18 protein-coding genes are annotated in these 21379 nt (G+C 61.9%); 6 read left to right on the top strand and 12 right to left on the bottom strand.

The features are described from left to right. Positions 1 to 104 precede the first annotated feature (104 nt). The 3 genes from AC0L2D_RS05050 to AC0L2D_RS05040 form a co-directional block, all read right to left on the bottom strand. Positions 105 to 980: a DMT family transporter gene (locus tag AC0L2D_RS05050; RefSeq protein WP_473540505.1), complete on the bottom strand. Its 876-nt coding sequence runs from the start codon at positions 978 to 980 to the stop codon at positions 105 to 107. Between the two features lie 138 nt (positions 981 to 1118). Then, positions 1119 to 1817 (bottom strand): LOG family protein, encoded by a 699-nt coding sequence (locus AC0L2D_RS05045; protein WP_013530425.1) that lies wholly within the window; start codon positions 1815 to 1817, stop codon positions 1119 to 1121. A gap of 38 nt (positions 1818 to 1855) precedes the next feature. After that, positions 1856 to 2626: a hypothetical protein gene (locus AC0L2D_RS05040; protein ID WP_473540504.1), complete on the bottom strand. Its 771-nt coding sequence runs from the start codon at positions 2624 to 2626 to the stop codon at positions 1856 to 1858. Between the two features lie 849 nt (positions 2627 to 3475). On the opposite strand from AC0L2D_RS05040, the gene AC0L2D_RS05035 reads away from it, so the two are divergent. Then, complete coding sequence (locus AC0L2D_RS05035) at positions 3476 to 3673, top strand: hypothetical protein (protein WP_473540503.1); 198 nt, start codon at positions 3476 to 3478, stop codon at positions 3671 to 3673. 145 nt (positions 3674 to 3818) lie between these two features. On the opposite strand, the gene AC0L2D_RS05030 is transcribed toward AC0L2D_RS05035, so the two are convergent. Then, positions 3819 to 4337 (bottom strand): YciE/YciF ferroxidase family protein, encoded by a 519-nt coding sequence (locus tag AC0L2D_RS05030; RefSeq protein ID WP_013530428.1) that lies wholly within the window; start codon positions 4335 to 4337, stop codon positions 3819 to 3821. 442 nt (positions 4338 to 4779) lie between these two features. Here AC0L2D_RS05030 and AC0L2D_RS05025 point away from each other — a divergent pair, with 442 nt between their 5' ends. Beyond that, positions 4780 to 6342: a GMC family oxidoreductase gene (locus AC0L2D_RS05025; protein WP_473540502.1), complete on the top strand. Its 1563-nt coding sequence runs from the start codon at positions 4780 to 4782 to the stop codon at positions 6340 to 6342. Positions 6343 to 6379: 37 nt separating this feature from the next. Here the strand turns inward: AC0L2D_RS05025 and AC0L2D_RS05020 are convergent, their stop codons facing one another. The 8 genes from AC0L2D_RS05020 to AC0L2D_RS04985 all read right to left on the bottom strand — a co-directional run bounded on the left by AC0L2D_RS05020 (position 6380) and on the right by AC0L2D_RS04985 (position 16559). Then, entirely contained in the window at positions 6380 to 7906 is a 1527-nt protein-coding gene (locus AC0L2D_RS05020; protein WP_473540501.1) for an aldehyde dehydrogenase family protein, read from the bottom strand. Continuing rightward, positions 7906 to 8712 carry a creatininase family protein gene (locus tag AC0L2D_RS05015; protein ID WP_013530431.1) on the bottom strand — a complete coding sequence of 269 codons (807 nt, stop codon included), beginning with the start codon at positions 8710 to 8712 and terminating at the stop codon, positions 7906 to 7908. Before AC0L2D_RS05015 ends, AC0L2D_RS05020 begins: the two co-directional genes overlap by 1 nt. Then, positions 8709 to 9683 carry an ABC transporter permease gene (locus AC0L2D_RS05010; RefSeq protein ID WP_024503985.1) on the bottom strand — a complete coding sequence of 325 codons (975 nt, stop codon included), beginning with the start codon at positions 9681 to 9683 and terminating at the stop codon, positions 8709 to 8711. Before AC0L2D_RS05010 ends, AC0L2D_RS05015 begins: the two co-directional genes overlap by 4 nt. Before the next feature lie 10 nt (positions 9684 to 9693). Beyond that, complete coding sequence (locus AC0L2D_RS05005) at positions 9694 to 10716, bottom strand: Gfo/Idh/MocA family protein (protein WP_013530433.1); 1023 nt, start codon at positions 10714 to 10716, stop codon at positions 9694 to 9696. Positions 10717 to 10726: 10 nt separating this feature from the next. Next, positions 10727 to 13270, bottom strand: coding sequence for an ATP-binding cassette domain-containing protein (locus tag AC0L2D_RS05000; RefSeq protein WP_473540500.1), 2544 nt, complete (start codon positions 13268 to 13270; stop codon positions 10727 to 10729). 115 nt (positions 13271 to 13385) lie between these two features. Further along, the gene (locus tag AC0L2D_RS04995; RefSeq protein ID WP_473540499.1) at positions 13386 to 14405 is read right to left on the bottom strand and encodes a sugar ABC transporter substrate-binding protein; all 1020 of its coding nucleotides are present in this window, start codon (positions 14403 to 14405) and stop codon (positions 13386 to 13388) included. A gap of 158 nt (positions 14406 to 14563) precedes the next feature. After that, the gene (locus AC0L2D_RS04990; RefSeq protein ID WP_013530436.1) at positions 14564 to 15502 is read right to left on the bottom strand and encodes a threonine ammonia-lyase; all 939 of its coding nucleotides are present in this window, start codon (positions 15500 to 15502) and stop codon (positions 14564 to 14566) included. Continuing rightward, entirely contained in the window at positions 15492 to 16559 is a 1068-nt protein-coding gene (locus AC0L2D_RS04985) for a succinylglutamate desuccinylase/aspartoacylase family protein (protein WP_013530437.1), read from the bottom strand. The genes AC0L2D_RS04990 and AC0L2D_RS04985 overlap by 11 nt, the downstream gene beginning before the upstream one ends. A 130-nt stretch (positions 16560 to 16689) precedes the next feature. On the opposite strand from AC0L2D_RS04985, the gene AC0L2D_RS04980 reads away from it, so the two are divergent. The 4 genes from AC0L2D_RS04980 to AC0L2D_RS04965 all read left to right on the top strand — a co-directional run bounded on the left by AC0L2D_RS04980 (position 16690) and on the right by AC0L2D_RS04965 (position 21334). Further along, a complete protein-coding gene (locus tag AC0L2D_RS04980; protein WP_024503981.1) occupies positions 16690 to 17475 on the top strand; it encodes an IclR family transcriptional regulator in 786 nt (261 codons plus the stop codon). 130 nt (positions 17476 to 17605) lie between these two features. Continuing rightward, positions 17606 to 18355 (top strand): GntR family transcriptional regulator, encoded by a 750-nt coding sequence (locus AC0L2D_RS04975; RefSeq protein ID WP_473540498.1) that lies wholly within the window; start codon positions 17606 to 17608, stop codon positions 18353 to 18355. A 68-nt stretch (positions 18356 to 18423) separates the two neighbouring features. Further along, a complete protein-coding gene (locus tag AC0L2D_RS04970) occupies positions 18424 to 19956 on the top strand; it encodes a putative N-acetylmannosamine-6-phosphate 2-epimerase (protein ID WP_473540497.1) in 1533 nt (510 codons plus the stop codon). A gap of 82 nt (positions 19957 to 20038) precedes the next feature. Beyond that, a complete protein-coding gene (locus tag AC0L2D_RS04965) occupies positions 20039 to 21334 on the top strand; it encodes an ABC transporter substrate-binding protein (protein WP_245267541.1) in 1296 nt (431 codons plus the stop codon). Positions 21335 to 21379 lie beyond the last annotated feature (45 nt).

The following is a 21379-nucleotide window of genomic DNA, read 5'->3' as shown; positions in this document are numbered from 1 at the left end:
GCGGCCAGGCGAGTAGCTTGGCATGAATCCGGGAGTAGAAACAGACTTGCCCGTCGGTGGTCTGAATGGCGCGGCCCCAGAGCAGAGCGACATTGCCGAGGCGATCATGACACTGACGGATCGAGCTTCGGGCCCGCCGAGACGGCGGTGAACAGCACACAGGACAGAATGACGCCCGCACCCAGAAGGCCGTCGGGCGAAAGCCGTTCACCAAGCAGAGCGGCAGCGGAAATGGCGGCGAACACACCCTCTCCGCTGCAAATCACCGCCGCATGGGACGAAGTGGTGTAGCGCTGTGCAGAAGTCTGCAGGCAAAAGCCGACAGCGGTCGAGAACACACCAAGCATGATGAGTTCTGGCCATGCTGCCATAATTGCCTGAAATGTCATTGTGCCCTGCAGGGCGAAAGGTAGCGTGGCAACGGCCGTGCCGATGAACTGTGCGGCCGCCGTCGCGAAGGGGTGGCCATGTGCCTGCACATGCCGCCCGAGTTCGACCGTCCACACTGCAAAACAGATTGCAGTCAGGACGGCGAAAGCGTCGCCGGCGGTTGCCGAACCATTGAAGCCGCCCGCCAGGAGAGCCGATCCCACGACCGTCAGAATTGCGACGAATAGGATCAGTGCACTTGGACGCTCCCTTATGATCAGCCACGCGGCGATCGGCGTGATAACAGTGGAAGCGCTGATAAGGAGGCTCGAGTTCGTCACCGTCGTGCTGACATAGGACAATTGCTGGACCACACAGCCGAGGGCAAAAAGCAGAACCACTCTCGCCACACTTGGAAACCAGCCGGTGTTGGTTTCGGGGGCGCGCTCCCGCACCGCGAATGGCAACGTCACCAGTCCGGCGATCACGCTGGTCAGGAAAACAACCGCCATGGGATCGAGGTGGGCCAGTATGGTCTTGTGGGACACATTGCCCACTCCCCAAATGAGCGCAGCAAGCATTAGCAAGGAATTTGCCTTGAATCTGGACATGATTGATCGCACCACCACAGCGGGCAATGGCTCCAACGGTTTGTGATCGGGTTTGAAAGCGATGATCGGGGCCGACGGACCCCGTCATCGTCGAGGTGGCTGGTGTTGCGCGGAAGAACGCGTCTTTTGGTTCGCGATCTATCCGGGGCCAGCACTCGATATATGTGATCTGCGCAAGACGGGGATGGTGGGCAGCAGGACGGGCGTTGGCGGTTCGTTCTGCTCGAAACTGACGCTGCGCTGAAGAAGCGGAAGGATGGCCTCCGGGGTTGCCGAAACCATTTGCGTGCATCGGGTTGACGAGTTCATGAAGCCAGCCTCAGACATGCTCTCGAAGACGCCGAGAAGTGGTGACCAGAAGCCTTTGAAATTCGCCAGGACCAGCGGCTTGCAGTGCCTTTCCAGCTTGCGAAGCGTCATGACCTCGGTCAGTTCCTCAACGGTTCCGATGCCGCCAGGCAAGGCTACAAATGCATCCGCGTAGTCGAACATGAGCTGTTTGCGGATACTCATGTCGGGAACTGAAATCGTCTGGCATCCCGATAATAGCATTCTCATCCGCTCGATCAGGAACTGCGGGGTGATCGCGATCACGGTTCCACCCCCTTCTGCTGCGGCAATAGCCACCTGGCCCATCAGGCCATCACAGCCACCGCCATAGACCAGGCGAATACCTGCTGCGGCTATCGTCTCGCCAAGGATGGTGGCGCAACGGGCGTGGTCGGGATCGTTGCCAAGCATGGCGCCGCCGAAAACGCAGATCGTGCCGATGCGTCGCTGCAAGGGATAGGAGCGGCCGATCTGTTCTGCGGAATTGTCGGATGATGATCCAAACATGGTGTCTCTCCAAATGAGGTTGGAATAGCGAAGCTTGATCAGCCGGCGGAATGATCGCGGGCTGCGCGAGGTTGGCTCGATCGGAACAGAAGCAGGTCAGCCCAGGACCAGAGCAGGTAACAAACGAGAAGGCTGGCGGGCGTAGACCAATGCTGTGGCTGTTCGACTTCGAATTTGAACAGCGATGCACAGAGTTCTGTCCCGGCGGCGATGAGGGCCGGCAGCCGGCTGAGAAGGACCATGACGCGAAACGGGTCGGGGCCGTATTCCGACAAGTTGAGGATCCGGACACCGGGTCGGTGGCAAGCACTGCCGAATTTTCCAACGGAATGAAGCAGGCCCGATGTCAACGCCAGCAACGGATGGCCAAGTTCAAACAGGGCCAGGCCAAGGCAAACGGCACCAACGCCGGACAGGAAATCACCCAGGCGGTTGAGATTTTCCCTAGGCTTGAGACGCCCGTTCCAGGCGCGATGGTAGATCTCGCCGCTGGCGAAGAAGATCGCCGTCGCCGAGGTCATTGCGATCGCAGCGAAATTGCCCGTCAAATAATGGCTGATGGCGGCCGGCGCGCCTGTCCAGAGGAGTTGGTTCAGATCGCCGGATACGAGAATCTGCGCCGTAATCCCCTGACAAAGACCAATGAGGTTGCCGACATTGTAGGCTCCCCCAGGGCCAGACATCCGTGCCGTTAACGCGCTGCGCCAAGCAAGGAGGCGCGGAGACCGAACCGCGAAGGATGAGGCTGTTTCGCGAGCTGAAATTTCGACTGGGGCTACACGCAGCGGCTTATTGATGTTGAGCGTCATGTCGGGTTCCTCCCTTATGACGCATGCTTTGCAGTGCTCCGCGTGATCTCAACGTGAATTGCGGTGGAATGGGTCCGTCCAGGCTAACAGGCAGATCGCATTGGCGGTTCCTGCAAGGTGACGGTTGATCTACTTCTCTCAATTGCCTCGGCCAGCCTTATCCCGCGGCGAGCTTCTGTGTCGGCGGGGCCTTGCAGCCCTGGCCGACGACATTGCCTAAGCGGGTCGCCTGCCGAGCCTCCATTGACAGCCATCCGGATGCACGGGCCGCGAAGACCGGAAATCATCTCTCGACGATCATGCGAAGACACCGGGGAACGATGATCGTTATTTCACGCTGAATTACGCTGAGTTGCCCAACATCACAGCCGCAACGCCAGACTGACATCCGCAAAAGGCTGAGCGGTCGAACCTGAACCTCAACTGAATCCAAGGATGGAATTCGATCATGCTACGCAGCTTGACGAAAACATTCACCGCCATCTCGACAATCGCCGTTCTCATGCACCTCTGATGACTCCCAATGCGGCCTACGCGAACAGCACCACCGTTCCGCGCAAATGCATAAACGGCGTTTGCGGTTCGATGAAATATTATGGTGGCAAGGTGCGCATCTCGCTATCCAGCAAGCTTTCGAGACCACCCATTTCAATTCAGCGGGGCAGTGCAACGCACCTTACTCCCGAGGTTGGCGCAACGCTCTCCGGGTCGGCATCCATCTCAAGCTCCTTCGAACGCCCGGCTTGTCTGAGGGTCTTCACAAAATGTTACGTAAGGGAACGTTCGCGCCTGACTCTTCTTAGGCAATCGAGGCGGTCGTCGCCTCGTGCATTGTGAAGGAGAAGAAGAATGCCCAATCAAGGTGGTAGCCACGAACAGCATGTGAAGGCAGGCCAGCAGAGCCACAAGAATGCCGACAATAAAAACCGTCAGCAACAGCAGGCCGCTGGTGGTGGTCAACGGCAGCAGGGCGATGGATCCGGCATGCGTGGTGGAACCCACGAACAGCACGTGAAAGCTGGCGGACAAAGTCACAAAAACCGCTGATCGCGGGTGATTTCAGCAGACCCACCCCGAAGTATCGGGGTGGGTCCGATTGCATCTGAAAGAGGTGCTATCGACGACGCCGCGGTTGGGGTTGCGAAAGTCGCCCCGGCGGCTTTGCCGGGGCGACATCAGTCAGGACGCCCAGTCAGGCAGCTTGCTCCAGGGCGCGCTCATTGACACCGCCTTCGCCCAGCCCGGAAAGCGCTTCGTCCGTCGCGACCTCCTCTTTCAATGTCTCGTTGAGGAGCTTGACCACGTCGCTCTTGCCAAGCTGTTCAGCCCACGCGACCAACGTGCCGTAGCGCGCGATTTCATAATGTTCGACGGCCTGTGCCGCGCCGACCAGCCCAGCATCCAGGGCTGGGTCGCCCTTGTATTCGTCGAGAATTTCCGACCCTTCCTCAAGAATGCCGTCGATCGCCGGACAGGTTTTGCCGCGCGCCGGTTTGTCCATAAGTTCGAACACTTGCTCGAGCCGATCGACCTGGCCTTCGGTTTCCATGCGATGTTTCTCGAAGGCCGCAGCCACCTCCTCGGATTCGGCGCCCTTTGCCATCTTCGGCAAGGCCTTGAGTATCTTCTTTTCAGCGTAGTAGATGTCCTTCAGCCCATCGAGGAACAAAGCCTCCAGTCCCTTGGTCGTCGCTCTTTTTGCAGTCGCCATGATTTGTCTCCCTTGGATTGTCGTGAAAGCTCACCGGCGGTGTAGCCATGGACTAACTTTCCATGGAAGCAGTTGTTCCCTGGGGGCGACGTGGAAGGGCAGCGCGTCGAACACCGCTTTTATCGAGGGCCGATCGACATCAAAAGGCGATGGACGATGACGGTGTGAGAACCGCCGGCAGGGGGGACGGAAAGCACCGGGGCTCGTCGCGCCGTATGGAGTAGATGGTGAAAAGAGATACTTCCGATGGGTTTATATACGAAATCATATTTACATATAAAACAAATCATGATGATCTTGCTGTCGTGCAACGGCGGCTAAGGTGGCCGGTTCCGGCGTCCGTCGCCGAGCCTGAATGCCAGCAGATGATCGCGCACAATGAAATCAAAGATGATGTCGCGGTCGAGTGAGCCGTGCATTGGTCGGATGTAGGGAGTGCGGCATGCCCTTTGATGTCATCGTTGTCGGAGCCGGCGCAGCCGGGGCTGTCCTTGCCGCCCGGCTCACCGAAGATGCGGCCACGAACGTGCTTTTGCTGGAAGCGGGGCCGGACTACCGGAGCGGCGAGCAACCTGCCGAGATGGCGAGTCCAAATCCCTTCAACCTGCTGCTTCCCGATCATTTTCAGCAACAATATATGTACCCCGACCTGATGGCTCGCCGCACCAAGCGGCAGGAGCATCGGGTCTACTGGCGCGGCAAGGGGCTTGGCGGTTCGACGGCCGTCAATGGGCAGATTGCCATTCGCGGCGTGCTCCATGCCTTCGACCGCTGGGAGGAAGTCGGATGCAAGGGCTGGTCGGGAGCCGACGTGCTGCCCTTCTTCTGCCGGCTGGAGGATGACCCGATCGCGGCTAATTTTCACGGCAGCGATGGCCCGATTCCGATCTACCGCGCGCCTGTCGAAAGCTGGGGAAGCGTCGACAAGGCCATGCGCCAAAGCGCGATGGCCCTCGGCCATCCCTGGCATGACGATCTCAATGCTCCGGATGCCGAAGGGGCTTGCACCTATCCCATCAACAGTCGAGCCGGCAAGCGCGTGTCGGTCAATGACGGCTATCTGGAAGCTGCCCGCGACCGGCCGAACCTCACCATCATCGGGCAGGCGACGGTGGACAAGGTGCTTTTCGATGGCAAGAAAGCGATCGGCGTTTTGGCCATCGTGGCCGGTCAGGTTCGCAAATTCGAGGCGCCGCTGGTCATCGTCTCGGCCGGCGCCATCCACTCTCCAGTCATCCTGCAGCGCTCGGGCATCGGTCCGGCGGCTCTCTTGAATCGAAAGGACATCGAGGTGCTTGCCGATCTGCCGGTCGGCGAAGGTTTCTTCGACCATCCTTATTGCCGCATCGAACTGAAGCTGAAGCCGGAATTCAAGGCGACCGATGTCGACGCGCGGCATACCAACTGCTGTGTGCGGATGAGTTCCGGTGTGCCGGGTGCCGAGCGCGACGACATCCTCTACGTCGCCATGAACCATGGCGGTATCGGCGTGGAGTCCGACAGCGCCCAGTTCGGCGAGGCCATGGTCAATCTGATCCTGATGGAGGCCAAGAGCCGGGGCACCGTGCAGTTGCGTTCCGCCAATCCCTTCGACCAGCCGATCGTGGAAGAGAACATGCTGGACGATCCAATGGATCTTCAGCGCATGCGTATCGCCTATCGCCACCTTGGCGAGATTGCCCGGCAGGCGCCGATCCAGGCGATCGCCGAGCGCGTCCTGCTGGGGGATTCCGATCTGCCTTTGTCATGGCTCGAAACGGCAAGCGACGAGGAGGTCGACAATTTCCTGCTGGCGCAGTCTTCCGATGCGCAGCATGGGATCGGCGGCTGTTGCATGGGTAGGCCCGGTGAGGCCGTGGTCGATCCGGAATGCCGGGTCTACGGTTTTGAAGGGCTGCGGGTTATCGATGCGTCGATCATGCCGCTCGATTGCCAGGCAAACACCAACCTGACCTCGATCATGATTGGCGAGAAAATGGCCGACAGCCTGCGCCGGTCCATCTGACAGCTCGAAGGCAAGCCCGCGCACTAGGCCTTGGATGTCAGCGGGTGATATCCACCGTAATCGTCTTCAAATCGCACATTTCCATCAGCGTGTGCCGCCCCCCGGTGCGGCCGAGGCCGCTCTGCGTCCCGGCGGCGCCGCCGGCAGGAATATGCGGTTCCCAATAGCAGCTCATCTCATTGATGTTGACGATGCCGACCCTCAGGCTTTCAGCAAAGGCAAAGGCGTTCTTGATGGTGCTGGTGAAGACCGCGGCCGACAGGCCGTAAGGGCTGGACGCCGCAAGTTCCATCGCCTCCTCGTCGGTCTCGAAGGTCAGCACGGGTGCAATCGGCCCGAAGGATTCCTCGACGTTGAGCAGGCTTTCCCGGGTCAGTCCTGTGACGATCGACGGCTCGAAATAGAGATTGGTGGCAAAACCCGACGCCACATTGCCGCCGGTGACGATCTCGGCGCCACGAGCGCGGGCGTCCGCAATGTGGCTGAGCACCTTGTCGACGGCGACCGCATTGTTGATCGGCCCCATCGTCGTCGCGGGATCGAAAGGGTCGCCCATTTTCACCTTCGCGGCCGCTTTCACCAGACCTTCGATAAACCGGTCATGGATGGATTTATGCACCAGCACGCGTTCGGTGGCCGTGCAGATCTGCCCGGCATTGGCAAAGCAGCCGGCCCCCACCTGGGCGGCGGCCATGTCGATATCGGCATCGGCTAGCACGATGGTCGGACCGTTGCCGCCCATTTCGAGCAGAAGCGGCTTGCCCGCGCCACGCCGGGCGATCAACGCGCCGGTGGCGGAACTGCCGGTGAAGCCGATGGCATGGGTGCCCGGATGAACGACGGCCTCGTCGCCCACCTCCGCACCATCTCCCAGAACGAGATTGATGGCGCCGTCCGGCAAGCCCGCCTCGATGAAGCATTCGACAAGTGCCGTGGCAATCAGCGATGTCGTCGGCGCCGGCACCCAGACAACGGTGTTGCCCGTTGCGACGGCCGGTCCGAGATAGTAGAGGCAGGGCAGGGCGAGCGGGAAATTCCACGGCGTGATGATGGCAAAGATGCCCTTCGGCTGCAGGAAGCTGAAGGCGCGCTTGTTGGCATCGGCCAGGGGAAACGCCGCCGTCTCCAGCCACTTCATCTGCTCTGCCGCATTGCGGAAACCGAGAGCTGCCGCCGATGCTTCGGCCTTTGCCTCGCTGTGGAAGGGCTTACCCTGTTCCAGGCAGAGCAGGTGGGCAAGCTCTTCGGCGCGCCTGTCGATCGCGTCGGCGATGCGCATGCACAATTGAGCGCGTGCGAAGGTTCCCATCTTGCGCATGGTCTCGCGTGCGCCTTCGGCGGCTTTCACCGCGCGACCGACATCGGCGCGGGTGGAAAGGGAGAGATAGCCGAGATGCTCGCCCGTCGAAGGACTATCGATTTTCAGGAATTTGCCCGAGCTGCCGGCAATCCACTCGCCGCCGATGCGGTTGATGCCGATGCGGGCGGCTGCTTCCGGCTCCGAGACGATCGCCATGCCACGCAGGTTGGGGCCTTCGAGAGAAGATTTGAAATGGACTGTCATCATGCGTTCCTTTGGCCGAATTCGGATTGGATGTTCAAAATGGCGGCGCGGCTGCGTTCCACGGCTGCGATGAAAAGTCTGCTGCCGGCCTCCGCGCTTGCCTGCGATGGCGTGCCGATGACGCCGTTGTCGCGGATGGCTTCGAAACGGCGCCAGACGGTGACGGCCGGCGCGGCGTAAAGGTGAGGATCCGGCCAGGATGGCGGAGTGCCGCCTGGCGGGATGAGATCGCGGCGAACGCTGTCGCCAAGCACATGCATCATCAACGACGTTTCAAGCGCGCAAGCGTGACCGGTGCCTGTGGCGGCATCGGGCAGGGCCTGCGCCGCCACGTCGGCGATGAGATCGAAATACGAGAAACCCGCGGTGACGATGCCACGCTTGCCAAGGGTGGTGATCGCCACCTGGATGGCGGCGCGGTTTCCGCCATGGCCGTTCAGCATGACCGGCAGGAAGCCGTCTTCGGCAAGGCAGGTGCAGAGATCGACGAGAACGGCGATGAAGATCTGCGGGCTGAGGCTCATGGTGCCGGAGAAGGAGCGATGATGCTCGGACGAGCCATAGGCGAAAGGTTCGGCGACACGGATGGAGGCCTGTCCTTCCGCCGCGGCGAGCGCAACCGCTTCCGCAAGCCAGCAATCGACGCCGAGCGGCAGATGCGGGCCATGTTGCTCGACAGCGCCGAGCGGTAGAATGACGACGGGTTTATGCACGCCGGCTGTCGCGTGTCTTTCCGTATCCGGGGAGGTCATCAGCGCAAAGCTGGATCCAGGCGGGATCGGCAAGGCCGGAGCTGGCTCGTTCATCGTGCTGCCTCGACAAGCCGGGCCTTGGCGTAGGTCATGCCGGAATCGGCCAGGAGAGCGACCATGATGATTGCTCCCTTGTAGAGTTCGAGGCTGGACGGGTCCGTGCCGAACACCCGAAGCGCCGTCGTCAGCAGGCTGACGATCAGCGCGCCGACGACCGCGCCCCACACCGTTCCCCTGCCGCCGAAAATACTGGTGCCGCCAAGTACGGCCGCGGCGATCGCGTCCAGAAGCAGCGAGGTCCCGCCGATGTTGGGCGTCACGACCGGCACCCGGCTGATCATGATCACGGCTGTCAGGAAGACGAAGATACTGGAGGCGCAATAGACGAGGATCGTGTGTTTCGTCACCGGGATGCCGGCAAGTTCCGCGGCTCCGGCATCCGATCCGAGCGCATAGGTACGCAGCCCGAAACGGCTGTGCCGCATCAGGATTGCTGCTACGGCGACGATCAGCAGCGTTGCGAAAATGACATTGGGAATGCCGAAGCTGCGTTCGATGCCGACCGCGCGAAGCGTCGGATCCTTCAGCATCAGGACGCCTTTGGAGGCAACGGCAAGCGTTGCGCCCTGCAGCGCGACCATTGTGGCCAATGTCGTCACGAAGGGCGGTATCTTCAACAGTGCGATAACGGCGCCGTTCGCGAGGCCGATCACCACCATCACGGCAAAGCCGACGAGCAAGGCAAGCGGCAGGCTGGCGCCGCCGTCGATCAGGCTGGCGATGAAGACGGCACAGAAGGCGACGCCGACGCCGGCGGACAGGTCGATGCCTGCCGTCAGCAGAACGATCAGGGCGCCAAGCGCCAGTATGGCGATCGGGGTCGCCTGGGCGACGATGTTGATGAGGCTGGCGGTTGAAACGATGCGGGCGTCGATGAGCGCGAAGATCGCCAGCAGGATGACCAGCAGGATCAACGGCGAGAGGTCGAGAAAGCGCCTGCACCAAATGTTCTGTTGGCGGGTCATGAGGGTTCTCTCATCGGATGTGCCAATCTTCGACCGGTTCGCGCAGGCCTGATTTGACGCTGCGCAGGATTGCATCATTGACGGCGACGGCGCGCAGGGCGTCGTCGAGCGGCATCACGAAAGGGGTTTCGTCGCGAACCGCGGAAATGAAATGGTGGACCTCCTCGAAGAGATCCCCCGTGATGCGGCCATTGACGGTCGGCCAGTGCAAGGCGTCGGGCTGCGACCACTGTCCATGCGATAGGATACGTAGACCGTGGTCGCGCACGTCGAGGTCGATCATGCCTTCAGTGCCGATGATTTCGGTGCGCGCCCAGATGCCGGTCGGAACGGTCGGTGGCAGCGTCCAGCCGAAGTAGAGCTGTCCGCTCATTCCGTTCGACAGCTCGACGGTGGAGAAGATCGCGTCTTCGGAGCGAACTCCGAGCGAAGGCATGAGCTTGGCGACCGATCGGGAGTAGACGGCGATGATGTCTGAACCTGAGATCCATTGCAGCGCATCCACGTCGTGCACGCCGAGGTAGAAGCAGACGCTCGAGTTTCCGTTCATGCGAAGACCGACTTCGCGATTGGTGAAACGGCCGCTGCTGCCGTGGATCGGCTCGCCGATCCGCCCGGATTTCACCGCTGCCGCGGCTTCGCAATAGCGCGGGTCGAACCGCAGGATGTGGCCGACCAACAGACGCGCGCCGTTTCTCTCCGCCGCTTTCGCAATCGCCTTGGCAGCGGAAAGATCATGAGCCATCGGTTTTTCGAGCAGCACCGGCTTGCCGGCATCGAGCAGAGTGCGGCAGACGTCTTCATGCAGCGTATCGGGTGCCGCCACTATGTAGGCGTCGGCGGCATTGGCAGTCAGCGCGGCGGCGGCATCGGTGAAATGCCGGACGCCGAAATCGGACGCGGCCTTGCTTCCCGAGGCAGCGTTCGGATCAACGAATGCCGATAGTTCCGCGACAGGGCTCTCGGCAACCACCTGCGCATGCAGGAGACCCATGTAGCCGGCACCGACGATGGCGATCTTCAATTTGCTCAAAGGGTCCTCCTTACAGGCATGGTGCAAGGTTGGATGCTGGCCGGGGTGCGCAGGCTGGTGGTGTGATCGTGCGATCACCGAAGGCCAGCGTCATCACATCTTCTTCCGTCGCCCCACGCGCCAGCGTGCCGACAGAGTGGCCTTCGCGCATGACGACGATGCGGTCGGCAACGCCGAGGACCTCGGGCAACTCGCTCGACACCATGAGGATCGCCGCGCCCTCGGCCTTCAATCTTGCGATCAGGTGATGGAGTTCGGACTTTGCGCCGACGTCAACGCCGCGTGTCGGCTCGTCGAGCAGGATGATCTTCGGCTTGGTGGCAAGCCATTTGCCGATGACGACCTTCTGCTGATTGCCGCCCGAGAGTTCGATGGCCATCTTGTCGGGCTGGGCCGGCCGCACGCCGAGTGAGCCGATGAGATCGCGCGCGAGAGCCAGGATGTGGCGAGGTCTCAGCAGGCCGAAGTGACTGTTGTCGCGAATCCAGGCGAGGGACAGGTTATCCCTGATCGACATCGTGCCGACAAAGCCTTCCAGATGCCGGTCTTCCGGTATGTAGACGATGCCGGCGCGATTGGCGGTCTTGGTGTCGCCGCCGGTCTGCTGCCCGCCGAAAATTCTGAGGGTGCCGCCATGCATGGGATCGAGGCCGGCAATCAGCCTGAGCACTTCGGAGCGGCCGCTGCCCATCAGGCCGGCGAGCGCGACGATTTCGCCCCTGCACACGCTGAGCGTCGCAGACTTCAAGAGCTTGCCATCGGAGATGTTGCTGATCTCGATCGCGGTCTCGCCGACTTGCGCTTCGAGATAGGGGAAGATGTCGCCGACATCGCGCCCGACCATCATGGAGACGATCTCGGCCTCGCTGGTCAGGCGGGTCTGGCGCTCGCCGATGAAGCGCCCGTCACGCAGAACGACGACGCGGTCGCACTGGCTGAAGATCTCTTCCATCTTGTGCGAGATGTAGAGGATGCCGGCGCCGCGAGCTCTCAGCCTGTCGATCAGGTCATAGAGCTGGTCGCGCTCGCGGTTGGAGAGCGCGCTGGTCGGCTCGTCCATGATGAAGAACCAGGCATCGGACAGAACGGCACGGGCGATTTCCACCATCTGCCGGTGCCCGACGGAAAGCGTTCGCAGTTCCGCGCCAATGTCGATATCGAGCGACAGCTCGTCCATGATGGCTTTCGCATCGCGCCGCATCCGGGCCCGGTCGAGAAATCCCAGGCGGGTGTGCGGTTCGCGGCCGATGAAGAGATTCTCCGCCACGGTCAGGTCCGGCGAAAGGCTGAAATGCTGATGGATGACGCTGATGCCCTTGGCGTCGCTGGGGGAGTGGAACTGGACGGCGTTGCCGTCGATGACGATCTCACCCTCGTCCGGGCGATGTAGACCGGAAATGCACTTCACCAGCGTCGATTTCCCGGCCCCGTTCTCGCCGGCAAGTCCCACCACCTCGCCGGCCGAGACGGCAAAGCTGACACCGTCGAGTGCCTTGACGCCCGGAAAAGACTTGCCGAGCCCGCGCAAGGCGATGCTATGTTTGCCGACCGGTGTCGCGGCGGTGTTGCGGGGCGACGGGGTGGACTTGCGGCCACCGGCCTTGAGCAAGGCGGCGACACTCTCCGGCTGGCTGGTGAGAACGGCCACCAGAATGAGGCTCGCGGTGACGAAATAGATCAGGATCTGCGGCACCTGCAGGAACGACAGGCCGGTGTTGATGACGCCCAGCAGCAGCGCCCCGATCGCCGTTCCCCAGATGGAGCCTTGGCCGCCGGACAGTTTCGTGCCGCCGATGATGGCGGCTGTGATGGCTGTAAATTCGAGGCCGGTGCCGGCAAGCGGCTGTGCCGAACCAAGGCGGCCGATGGTGAGGATCGCGCCGAGCCCGGCCGTCGCACCGGCAATCACGTAGACGGAGATGCGCACGAGGTCGACGGGGACCAGTGAGGCCCGCGCCGCGCCCGCATTGCCGCCGATCGCATAGATCCAGCGCCCGTATACCGTTCGATTGAGCACGAACCACCAGAGGCCCAGGCAGATGGCGGCGATGATGACGGAGACCGGCAGCAGGCCGATCGTCTCGCGTCCCGCGAAAAGCAGGACCGGATCGGCGACCGCGATGCTGGATGCGCCGGAGAGACTGAGCGCCAGGCCGCGCGCAAACGCCATGGAGGCGAGCGTTGCGATGAAAGGGGAGATGCCGGCAAAGCCGATCAGCGCTCCATTGAGCAGACCTATCGCGGCACCGCCACCGATCGCGGCGAGAAGGCTCAGGCTCGCCGACCCGGTTGCCGTGTAGGCAAGACCCGCGGCGATGCCGGAACAGGCGAGGTTGCTGCCGACGGAAATATCAATGCCGCGCGCGATGATCACGGCCGTCATGGCAAAAGAGATGAGGGCGATGACCGCACTCTGCTGCGCGATGCTGACAAGATTGCCGGTCGACAGAAAACGCGGATCGATCCAGCCGAAGACGGCGATGGCGACCAGCAGCACCGCGATGAGAACCGGTTCGTTGCGCCGCAGTAACGGAGAGGTCCAGGACTGGAACATGGGTCGGTCCTCTTATCGAGCATCATGCGCGGTCACCACGGAGCGGCGACGGCGATCATCAGGAAAAGGGGACGCCGGATGACATGTCATCCGGCGCTTGAGCCGCTTTAGGCTGTTACTTTGCCAGGGTCATGGCGGTCGCCGGAACCTTGGGACCGAGTTGCTCGGTATGGTTCTTGGCTTCCACCGCCTCCTTGTCGGTGTTGATGTATTCGAAGGTGAGGCCATCCGCCTTGAGCTTCGCCGCCGTCGCATCCGAGGTCACGAAATAGGTCGGCATGTAGAGATCCTGCGGCAGCTTTTCGCCGTTGGCCAGGCGAGCGGCAACGGCGATGTTCCAGTAGCCGACACGATAGGCGCCGGTCAGCACGTCCATCACCATCTTGCCGTCGTCGATCAGCGGCTTCATCTCGGCGTCGCCGTCATAGCCGCCGTAGAGCAGCTGGGTTCCCATCGAACTGGCAACGGAATCGGCTGCCAGGCAAAGGCTGTCGGAGATGCAGCCGATGGCCTTCAGGTCCGGATAGGTGGTGAGCCATGTCTGGGCGGCATTCGTTGCCTTGGCTGCGTCCCAGCCGGTCGGCTCGATGCCGACGACCTTGATGTCCGGAAACTCCTTTTTCAGGGTTTCGACAAAGCCTTTTTCGCGCGTGTCGGACACGAAGTTGCCACGCGAACCGACGAGCAGGGCGACTTCGCCCTTGCCGCCAAGCGACTTGCCGAGCGCGCGGGCAACCATCGACATGTTGTCGTAGTCCGGATAGAGCGTCGAATAGTTCGAGCCTGCCTCGACCTTGTTGCCCATGGTGATCACCGGAATGCCGGCGGCGGTGGCTTTCTGGATCACCGGAATGACCGCGTTCTTGTCGATCGGATCGATCAGGATCGCGCTGACGCCCTGATTGATGAAATTCTCGATGATGCTGACCTGTTTTTCCAGGCTACCCTCGGCGCTCTGCCAGGTGGATTTCACCCCATAGTCGGCGGCAGCCACGTCGCCGGCTTCCTTCATGCGGACAAAGAAGGAGTTCTGCAAGTCGATTGCCGCAAGTCCAAGAACCTTTTCCGCGGCAAGCGAGGGCGTTGCGATGGCGAGTGCAAGCAGAGCAATGGATGCTTTCAGGGAAATGCGCATGTTTCAGTTCTCCTCTTGTTGCGACAGGACGATTCTTCGCCTCTTTTTCATGTCCCGCACGACGACCGTCCCAGCGACAGGCATTCCGGCGGTATTCCGCGGCACTCGTGCCGTATCCATGTCGGGCCGCGTCTTGCGTGGACCGGCCTTTCTCGACCTCAGCCGTTCAGGCCTTCGACACCGGCGCCGCAGACAAGCCCGGCGATGCGGGCGCCGCGCGGTGGCTTGAAAGCTCCGCTCATCAACGCGGCCAGCGATGCCGCGCCGCTGAGGTCGGCGGCGATGCCGAATTCGAACCAGAGCAATTCAGCGGCTTTCTGCATGTCCGCATCCTCGACAAGGACGATGTCGTCGACGTGCTTGGCGACGATCTCGTAGATACTTTCGTCCGTGCGGCCGCAGGCCATGGTCGCCACCTTCGTCGTTATCTCGGGCAAGCGAACGACACGGCCGGCAGTCAGGGAGGCGTGAAGGGTCGGTGAACCGGTCGGCTCGACACCAACGATCCTGGCGTCGGGTTTGACGTGCTTCAGGACTTCGGACATACCACTGATGAGGCCGCCTCCGCCGATCGCGACGATGTAGATGTCGGCATCGGGAATCTGGTCGACCATCTCCAGCGCCACGGTTCCCTGGCCGGACACGATCTGCGCATCGGCGAAGGGATGCATGTAGAAGGCGCCGCGCGCTTTTGCCTCGGCCAATGCAGCCTCATGCGCTTCATCCCAGACCTTGCCTTCGAAGCGAACGTCAGCGCCCCATTTGCGCAGCTTTTCCGCCTTCAGCGGGCTTGCATTGTTCGGCAGGTAGATGGTGGCGGGAGCGCCGGCCCGGGCAGCCACATAGGCGGTGGCCAGGCCGTGATTGCCGCCGGATGCGGCGACCAGTCCGTTTTCGATCCGGCCCGGCTCGAGCGTTTTCACCCGGTTCGTGGCGCCCCGGATCTTGAAGGAGCCGCTCACCTGGAGGCATTCGAGTTTCAAATAGACATCATTTTGGAGGTTCGCGCCCGTGGCATGGTCGAGCTTGACGACCGGGGTGCGCCGTATGAAGGGGGCAATGCGCCGGGCAGCCGCCATGATGTCTTCATGGCTCATCGGTCAGTGCCTCCGGATATTCGTTGGCCAGCACGAAACAGCAATTCCCCGGGCGCACGCGGCCGGGTTGACGCTTGGCGAAAACGATGCCGTCGATCGGGTGAAGGAGATCGATGGGCGCGCGCGACGGCGTGTGGAGGAAGTGAATGCGTCCGGCAAGGTCGCCTTTGCTGACGGCACTGCCGAGCGGGCTCAAGGGTTCGAAGACACCGTCCTCCTCGGAAAGCAGATAGCCTTCGCTTCCGGGCACCTTGAGCACGCGTGCGTTGGCGCCAGGGGCAATGTCAGGCGCGCCCTTCAGGACGCCTGCATGTTTCAGCACATTGCGGATGCCCCTGCGGCAGATGGCCAACGCATCCGGACTGACAAGGCCGCCGCCGGCCATCTCGCTGCCGATGACGATCAGCCCCTGGTGATTGGCGGACGCGGTCGAGGTCCGGGTTTCACCGAGATTGTCGACCATGACAACGGTCGGCGCCCCGAAGGCGAGCGTCGCCTTGATGTTCTTGCGATGCCCCTGCGCGGTCGGGGAGGGCTCGATAATCGCGCTCGGCAGGATCATCAGGGACGAACCGCCGGAGTGGAGATCCAGGAAGTAGTCGGCCTTCGGAAACAGGATGTCATGCACATAGGCCGCTATCTGGCTTGTCAGCGTGCCGTTGAAATCGCCTGGAAAACTGCGGTTGAAATTCAACCCGTCGACCGGGGAGGTGCGGGTGCCGGCCTCGACGGCCCGAATGTTGATGGCCGGAATCGCGATGATGCGACCGGCTATATCCCGTGGATCGATCTCGCGCAGAAGCTCGCCGAGCGCGATCGGCCCCTCATATTCGTCGCCATGGTTGCCGCCCTCGATCAGGACCGTCGGACCGTCGCCGTTCTTGATGACGGCGAGCGGAACGCGGACCGTGCCCCAGGCATCGTCGTGCGGCGATTGGGGCACATGGAAGAAGCCGATCTGCTTGCCCTCGCGATCGAAATCGACCGACGTGTAAACACTGTTGTTCCGGGGCGTGATGGTCGCGCGGACAGTGTTTGCTGGTCTCTGTACGGTCATTGGTCGGCCTCGAAATTCATTGTCCCCGTCATCATGTCAGTTTTATATATGGTGTCAAGTTTGGATATAAAACCAATGGCAATTCCGATTTCTTGTCTCTATCGTGCGTGGACCACCGGGGATTCTTCGAATGGCAGATGACGCAAAAGAGAGTGGCAAACCGACCTATTCGGCCCCGGCGCTGACGAAGGGTCTGGATGTCCTGGAGCTGCTGGCGGAGGCGCGGGCGCCCTTGACGATGAAGGAGATCGCGGAAGGCCTCGGTCGTTCGAAGAATGAGATTTTCCGGATGCTGATCGCGCTCCAGGAGCGTCAATATATCGAGCGCAACGCCGAGACCGACGCCTATTCGTTGACCGACAAGCTTTTCAAGCTGGGGCTGCACACGCCGAGCGCTCAGGATCTCATGTCCGCCGCAATGCCCGAGCTGACGCGGATTGCCGGGGACTCAAATCAGTCGCCGCACCTGGTCGTCTTCAATCATGGCTTGACTGTCGTGACCGCGGCCGTTCCCGGCGGCGAGGACATGGCGTTCACGCTGCGCCTCGGCTACGGCCGCCTGGCCACCGACGCGACCTCCGGCCATGTGATCCTTGCCTTCCAGCCGCCAAAGGTCGCGACGCGGATGATCGACGAATGTGCGGCACATTCGCCGGCGCCGCTGGATCGAGAGGCGCTGGAAAAGCAGCTTCGTACCATCCGCGCGGACGGTTACTGGATGCGCGAGAGCCGTGATTTCGTCGGCATCACCGATATCTGCTGTCCGGTCATCGGACCGGACGGCAGCGCCGTCGCCTCCATTATCGTCGCCTATATCAATCGCCATACGCGTGAAAGCCGCCATGCCTTTACTCTGGAGGTCCTGCGTGCTGCCTGCGATCGCATCTCCATGAAGCTGTCACCGAAGGTTCGCTGAGGGGTCGTGGTGCGCTGACGGCGCGGACGAGGCACCGCCCGCGGGACGTTTGCACCGGATTGATAATACCAGTATGGGTCCAGTCAGGAATGTTTTGATCCTGGGTGCTTCTCGCGCGGGAGGAAGAGCAATGACAACCGTGAACCTGATCGGGCTTGTCAGTCGGGAGATGGAAGCGACAGCCTCCGATGTGCCGCTTTACCGACGGTTGAAATCGGCGATCGAGGCAGCGATCCGTTCCAACGCTTTGAAGGCCGGCGCGGTTCTGCCGGGCGAGCGGGTTCTGGCGGAAGCCCTGTCGATCTCGCGTGTCACTGTGAGAAAAGCTCTGGCGTTGCTCGAAGAGGAAGGGCAGCTCAATCGCCGGCATGGTTCCAAAACCGAGATCGGGTCGCGGGTCGAAAAATCGCTTTCGACGCTGACGAGCTTTTCGGAGGACATTCTGGCGCGCGGCCTGAAGCCTGGATGCCTATGGCTTTCCAAACAGATAAGCCGTCCATCGCCAGCCGAAATGATGGCTTTGGGTATTGCCGCAAACACCAATGTAATCCGCATGCGCCGCGTGCGGACGGCCGATGGCGCGCCGATCGCCGTCGAGGTCTCGGCCGTGCCGGTTCGCTTCCTTCCTTCGCCCGAGATCGTTCAGGACTCCCTCTATGAAGCGCTAGATGCACGCGGCTTCCTGCCTCAGAGGGCAATCCAGCGCATGCGCTCGCGCGGCGCATCGCTGGAGGATGCAAGACACCTTCATTGCGAGATGGGCGCACCGCTGCTGATGACCGAGCGCCGCTGCTTTCTCGCCGACGGACAGATCGTGGAATACTGCGAGACACGCTACAAGGGAGACGTCTACGACTTCGTCTTCGAGCTGCAAAGATAATACCAGTTATGAACTGGTTGTAATCTGGTATTTTCCATTTATCGTGATGGCGACAGGGGAGTGCCGACGTGCAGCGGGAAGACATCGCCAACAGTCTCATCGTGTCCTGCCAGCCGGTTCCCGGCGGCCCGATGGACAGTGCGCAATTCGTGACGGGCTTTGCCAGGGCCGCTCTTGAAGCCGGAGCCAAGGCCCTGCGCATCGAATCCGTGCCCTATGTCGCGGCCGCCCGCCTGGCCGTCCGCGAGCCGATCATCGGTATCGTCAAGCGCGATCTGACCGACAGCCCCGTGCGCATCACGCCCTATCTGGCCGATGTCGAGGCGCTGGCCGAGGCGGGCGCCGATATCATCGCTTTCGATGCGACGGACCGTGTCCGTCCCGTTCCTGTCGAAGCGCTTGTGAAAGCCGTCAAGTCCAGGAACAAGCTGACCATGGCCGATTGCTCTTGCCTTGACGATGCGCGCCGGGCCCTTGCCGCGGGTGTCGATTTCGTCGGCACGACGCTTTCCGGCTATGTCGGCGGGCCGGAGCCGGAGGATCCGGACATTGCCCTCATCGCTCAAATGCGAACCCTGACCCCCTACGTCATCGCCGAAGGGCGTATCCGGTCGCCGGAGCAGGCGGCCGCCGCCGCGCGCGCCGGCGCCTGTGCCGTGGTTGTCGGATCGGCGATCACCCGTACCGAGCACGTCACCTCGTGGTTCCACCAGGCGATTTCCGAGGCCTATGCGGCAAGAGGCACGCAAACCGTGCTTGGCCCAACCGTGCTGGGCATCGACATCGGCGGAACCAAGACCATGGCCGCGCTGGTCAGCGGCGGCAAGGTGATCGAGGACATGATCGTGCCGACGGCGCGAGAGGCTGGACCCGACGCCTGGCTGGCATCCCTTGCGCAAAGCACGTCAGCCTGGTCAAGCCGCTTCAGTCGTATCGGTATTGCGGTGACGGGGCTGGTGCACGATGGACGCTGGTCGGCGTTGAATCCGGCGACGCTTGGCATTCCCGACGGCTACCCGCTGGTCGAAAGGGCATCCGCTGTTTTCGGCAAGCCCGTCTGTGCGTTCAACGATGCCCAGGCAGCCGCCTGGGGCGAATACAAATTCGGCGCCGGGCAAGGTCGCGACATCGTCTTTCTGACCATCTCGACCGGAATTGGCGGCGGCATCGTTTGCAACGGCCGATTGCTGTCCGGTCTTGCCGGTCACTTCGGTCTGATCCGTGGTTTGTCTGCAGACCATGCCCCACTCGAAGACAGCACCTCCGGCCGCTGGATCGCTTCGCAGGCCCTCAAGGCCGGCTTCAAGGCCGATGCCGCCGATGTGTTCGGGCGTGCGCTGAAGGGCGAGGCCTGGGCCGACGCCATCGTCTCGCGGAGCGCCTCGCGGGTCGCGACGCTGTGCCGGGACATTCAGATGATGTTCGATCCGAAATCGATCGTCATCGGCGGCAGCATCGGTCTTGCCGATGGCTATCTCGACCGGGTGCGCGCGCTTCTGGGCGAGGTTCCACCGCGCCTTTCCTCCAATCTCGTTGCGGCGAAGCTCGCGGGCCACGCCGGCGTCATCGGTGTTGCCGATCTTGCCGAATGGGCAAGGTAGCGGCGCCGCCGGTCATGCCATGCAAAAATCATCAAAAAAGAAGGGAACGATCATGAAATTGAGCAGGACGTCTTTTGCGCTTATGGCCACCCTCCTCGCGGGGACAGCTTTGCCGACCTTTGCCAACGCAACCGTGACCGTGCTCGGCTGGCCTGGCGGGTCCGAGGAAACCGCACTGCGGGCAACCGTGGAAACCTACAACAAGCAGGCAAGCGATGCCGACAAGGTGGAGCTGCTGTTCTTCAACCGCGAAGGCTTTTACGACAAGCTGCAGGCCGACATGGCGGCCGGATCCAACGCCTTCGACGTGAACCTCGTCGCCACCTACTCGCTCGGTCGCTACGCGCCCTATATGGAGCCGGTCGATCTTGGCGCGGATGCGGCCAAGGTTTTCGGCGAATCCGTTCTCAAGACGATGCAGTTCGACGGCAAGCAATACGGCGTGCCGACAGACCTTTCGCTGCACTTCATGTACTACCGCAAGGATCTGGTCGACGCCTTGAACAGGGATGACGCCGCCAAGAAGACCTATGGTGAAATCGCCCAGAAATATCTCGGCAAGCCGCTGCAGCCGAAGGACCCGGACAGCTGGACCTGGGACGACTGGGCGGCCACCGCCCTCTATTTCACCAAGCAGGTGAACCCGGACAGCCCGGTGCGCTACGGCACGGTCCTGCAGATGAAGAACCTGCTGTTCAACATGATGGTCTTCCAGTCGCTGCCGCGCTCCTACGGCGGCGACTGGATGGACAAGGACGGCAATGTCACGGTGGATTCGGATGCCTACAAGACCGGCCTCGAGCTCTACAAGAAACTCTATGATGCCGGGTCATCGCCCAAGGATTCGCTGAGCTACGAATATGCGGAAACCAACGCGGCCTTCGCATCCGGTCAGGCCGCGACGGCACTGCAGTGGAATGCCGCGGCGGCGGATCTGACCAGCACCGAAAAATCTCCGGCGGTCGCCGAGGTGACCGGGATCGTCGCGCCGCCGGCAGGTCCCGACGGACGCGCCGATCATATCCACGGCCTTGGTTTGGGCCTCAACAAGAACGCCAAGAACAAGGAAGGCGCCGTCAAGTTCCTGAAGTGGCTCGCCACCGAGGATGCGGCCTTGCTCTATGCGCGCAGCGGCGGTTCGCCGGCATTGTCTCCCGATGTCGTCGCCAAGGTTGCGAAGGAACGTCCCGATCTCGTCAAGCTCGGCGAATTCGCCAGCAAGTACGGCTATGTCATGACCGGAGCGACGTCTGCGAGTGCGCTCCCGGTCTATGAGCTGCAGGCAAAGGAGTTTACCGGCTACTGGTCCGGCCAGCAGAGCCTCGAGGATGCGCTCGCCCACACCAAGGCGGGCATGCAGGACCTTCTCAAGAAATGAACCATTTGCCGGACGCCGGGTCGAGCTCGGTGTCCGGCACGTTTG

Source organism: Mesorhizobium sp. WSM4833 (assembly GCF_055811095.1).
The sequence above is the reverse complement of the archived record's forward strand: the minus strand, read 5'-3'. Positions and strand labels throughout refer to the sequence as shown.

Excerpts from the sequence above, each read along its gene's own strand:
- AC0L2D_RS05050 (WP_473540505.1), bottom strand. The coding sequence starts at position 980 with ATGTCCAGATTCAAGGCAAATTCCTTGCTAATGCTTGCTGCGCTCATT.
- AC0L2D_RS05045 (WP_013530425.1), bottom strand. The coding sequence starts at position 1,817 with ATGTTTGGATCATCATCCGACAATTCCGCAGAACAGATCGGCCGCTCC.
- AC0L2D_RS05040 (WP_473540504.1), bottom strand. The coding sequence starts at position 2,626 with ATGACGCTCAACATCAATAAGCCGCTGCGTGTAGCCCCAGTCGAAATT.
- AC0L2D_RS05035 (WP_473540503.1), top strand. The coding sequence starts at position 3,476 with ATGCCCAATCAAGGTGGTAGCCACGAACAGCATGTGAAGGCAGGCCAG.
- AC0L2D_RS05030 (WP_013530428.1), bottom strand. The coding sequence starts at position 4,337 with ATGGCGACTGCAAAAAGAGCGACGACCAAGGGACTGGAGGCTTTGTTC.
- AC0L2D_RS05025 (WP_473540502.1), top strand. The coding sequence starts at position 4,780 with ATGCCCTTTGATGTCATCGTTGTCGGAGCCGGCGCAGCCGGGGCTGTC.
- AC0L2D_RS05020 (WP_473540501.1), bottom strand. The coding sequence starts at position 7,906 with ATGACAGTCCATTTCAAATCTTCTCTCGAAGGCCCCAACCTGCGTGGC.
- AC0L2D_RS05015 (WP_013530431.1), bottom strand. The coding sequence starts at position 8,712 with ATGAACGAGCCAGCTCCGGCCTTGCCGATCCCGCCTGGATCCAGCTTT.
- AC0L2D_RS05010 (WP_024503985.1), bottom strand. The coding sequence starts at position 9,683 with ATGACCCGCCAACAGAACATTTGGTGCAGGCGCTTTCTCGACCTCTCG.
- AC0L2D_RS05000 (WP_473540500.1), bottom strand. The coding sequence starts at position 13,270 with ATGTTCCAGTCCTGGACCTCTCCGTTACTGCGGCGCAACGAACCGGTT.
- AC0L2D_RS04995 (WP_473540499.1), bottom strand. The coding sequence starts at position 14,405 with ATGCGCATTTCCCTGAAAGCATCCATTGCTCTGCTTGCACTCGCCATC.
- AC0L2D_RS04990 (WP_013530436.1), bottom strand. The coding sequence starts at position 15,502 with ATGAGCCATGAAGACATCATGGCGGCTGCCCGGCGCATTGCCCCCTTC.
- AC0L2D_RS04985 (WP_013530437.1), bottom strand. The coding sequence starts at position 16,559 with ATGACCGTACAGAGACCAGCAAACACTGTCCGCGCGACCATCACGCCC.
- AC0L2D_RS04980 (WP_024503981.1), top strand. The coding sequence starts at position 16,690 with ATGGCAGATGACGCAAAAGAGAGTGGCAAACCGACCTATTCGGCCCCG.
- AC0L2D_RS04975 (WP_473540498.1), top strand. The coding sequence starts at position 17,606 with ATGACAACCGTGAACCTGATCGGGCTTGTCAGTCGGGAGATGGAAGCG.
- AC0L2D_RS04965 (WP_245267541.1), top strand. The coding sequence starts at position 20,039 with ATGGCCACCCTCCTCGCGGGGACAGCTTTGCCGACCTTTGCCAACGCA.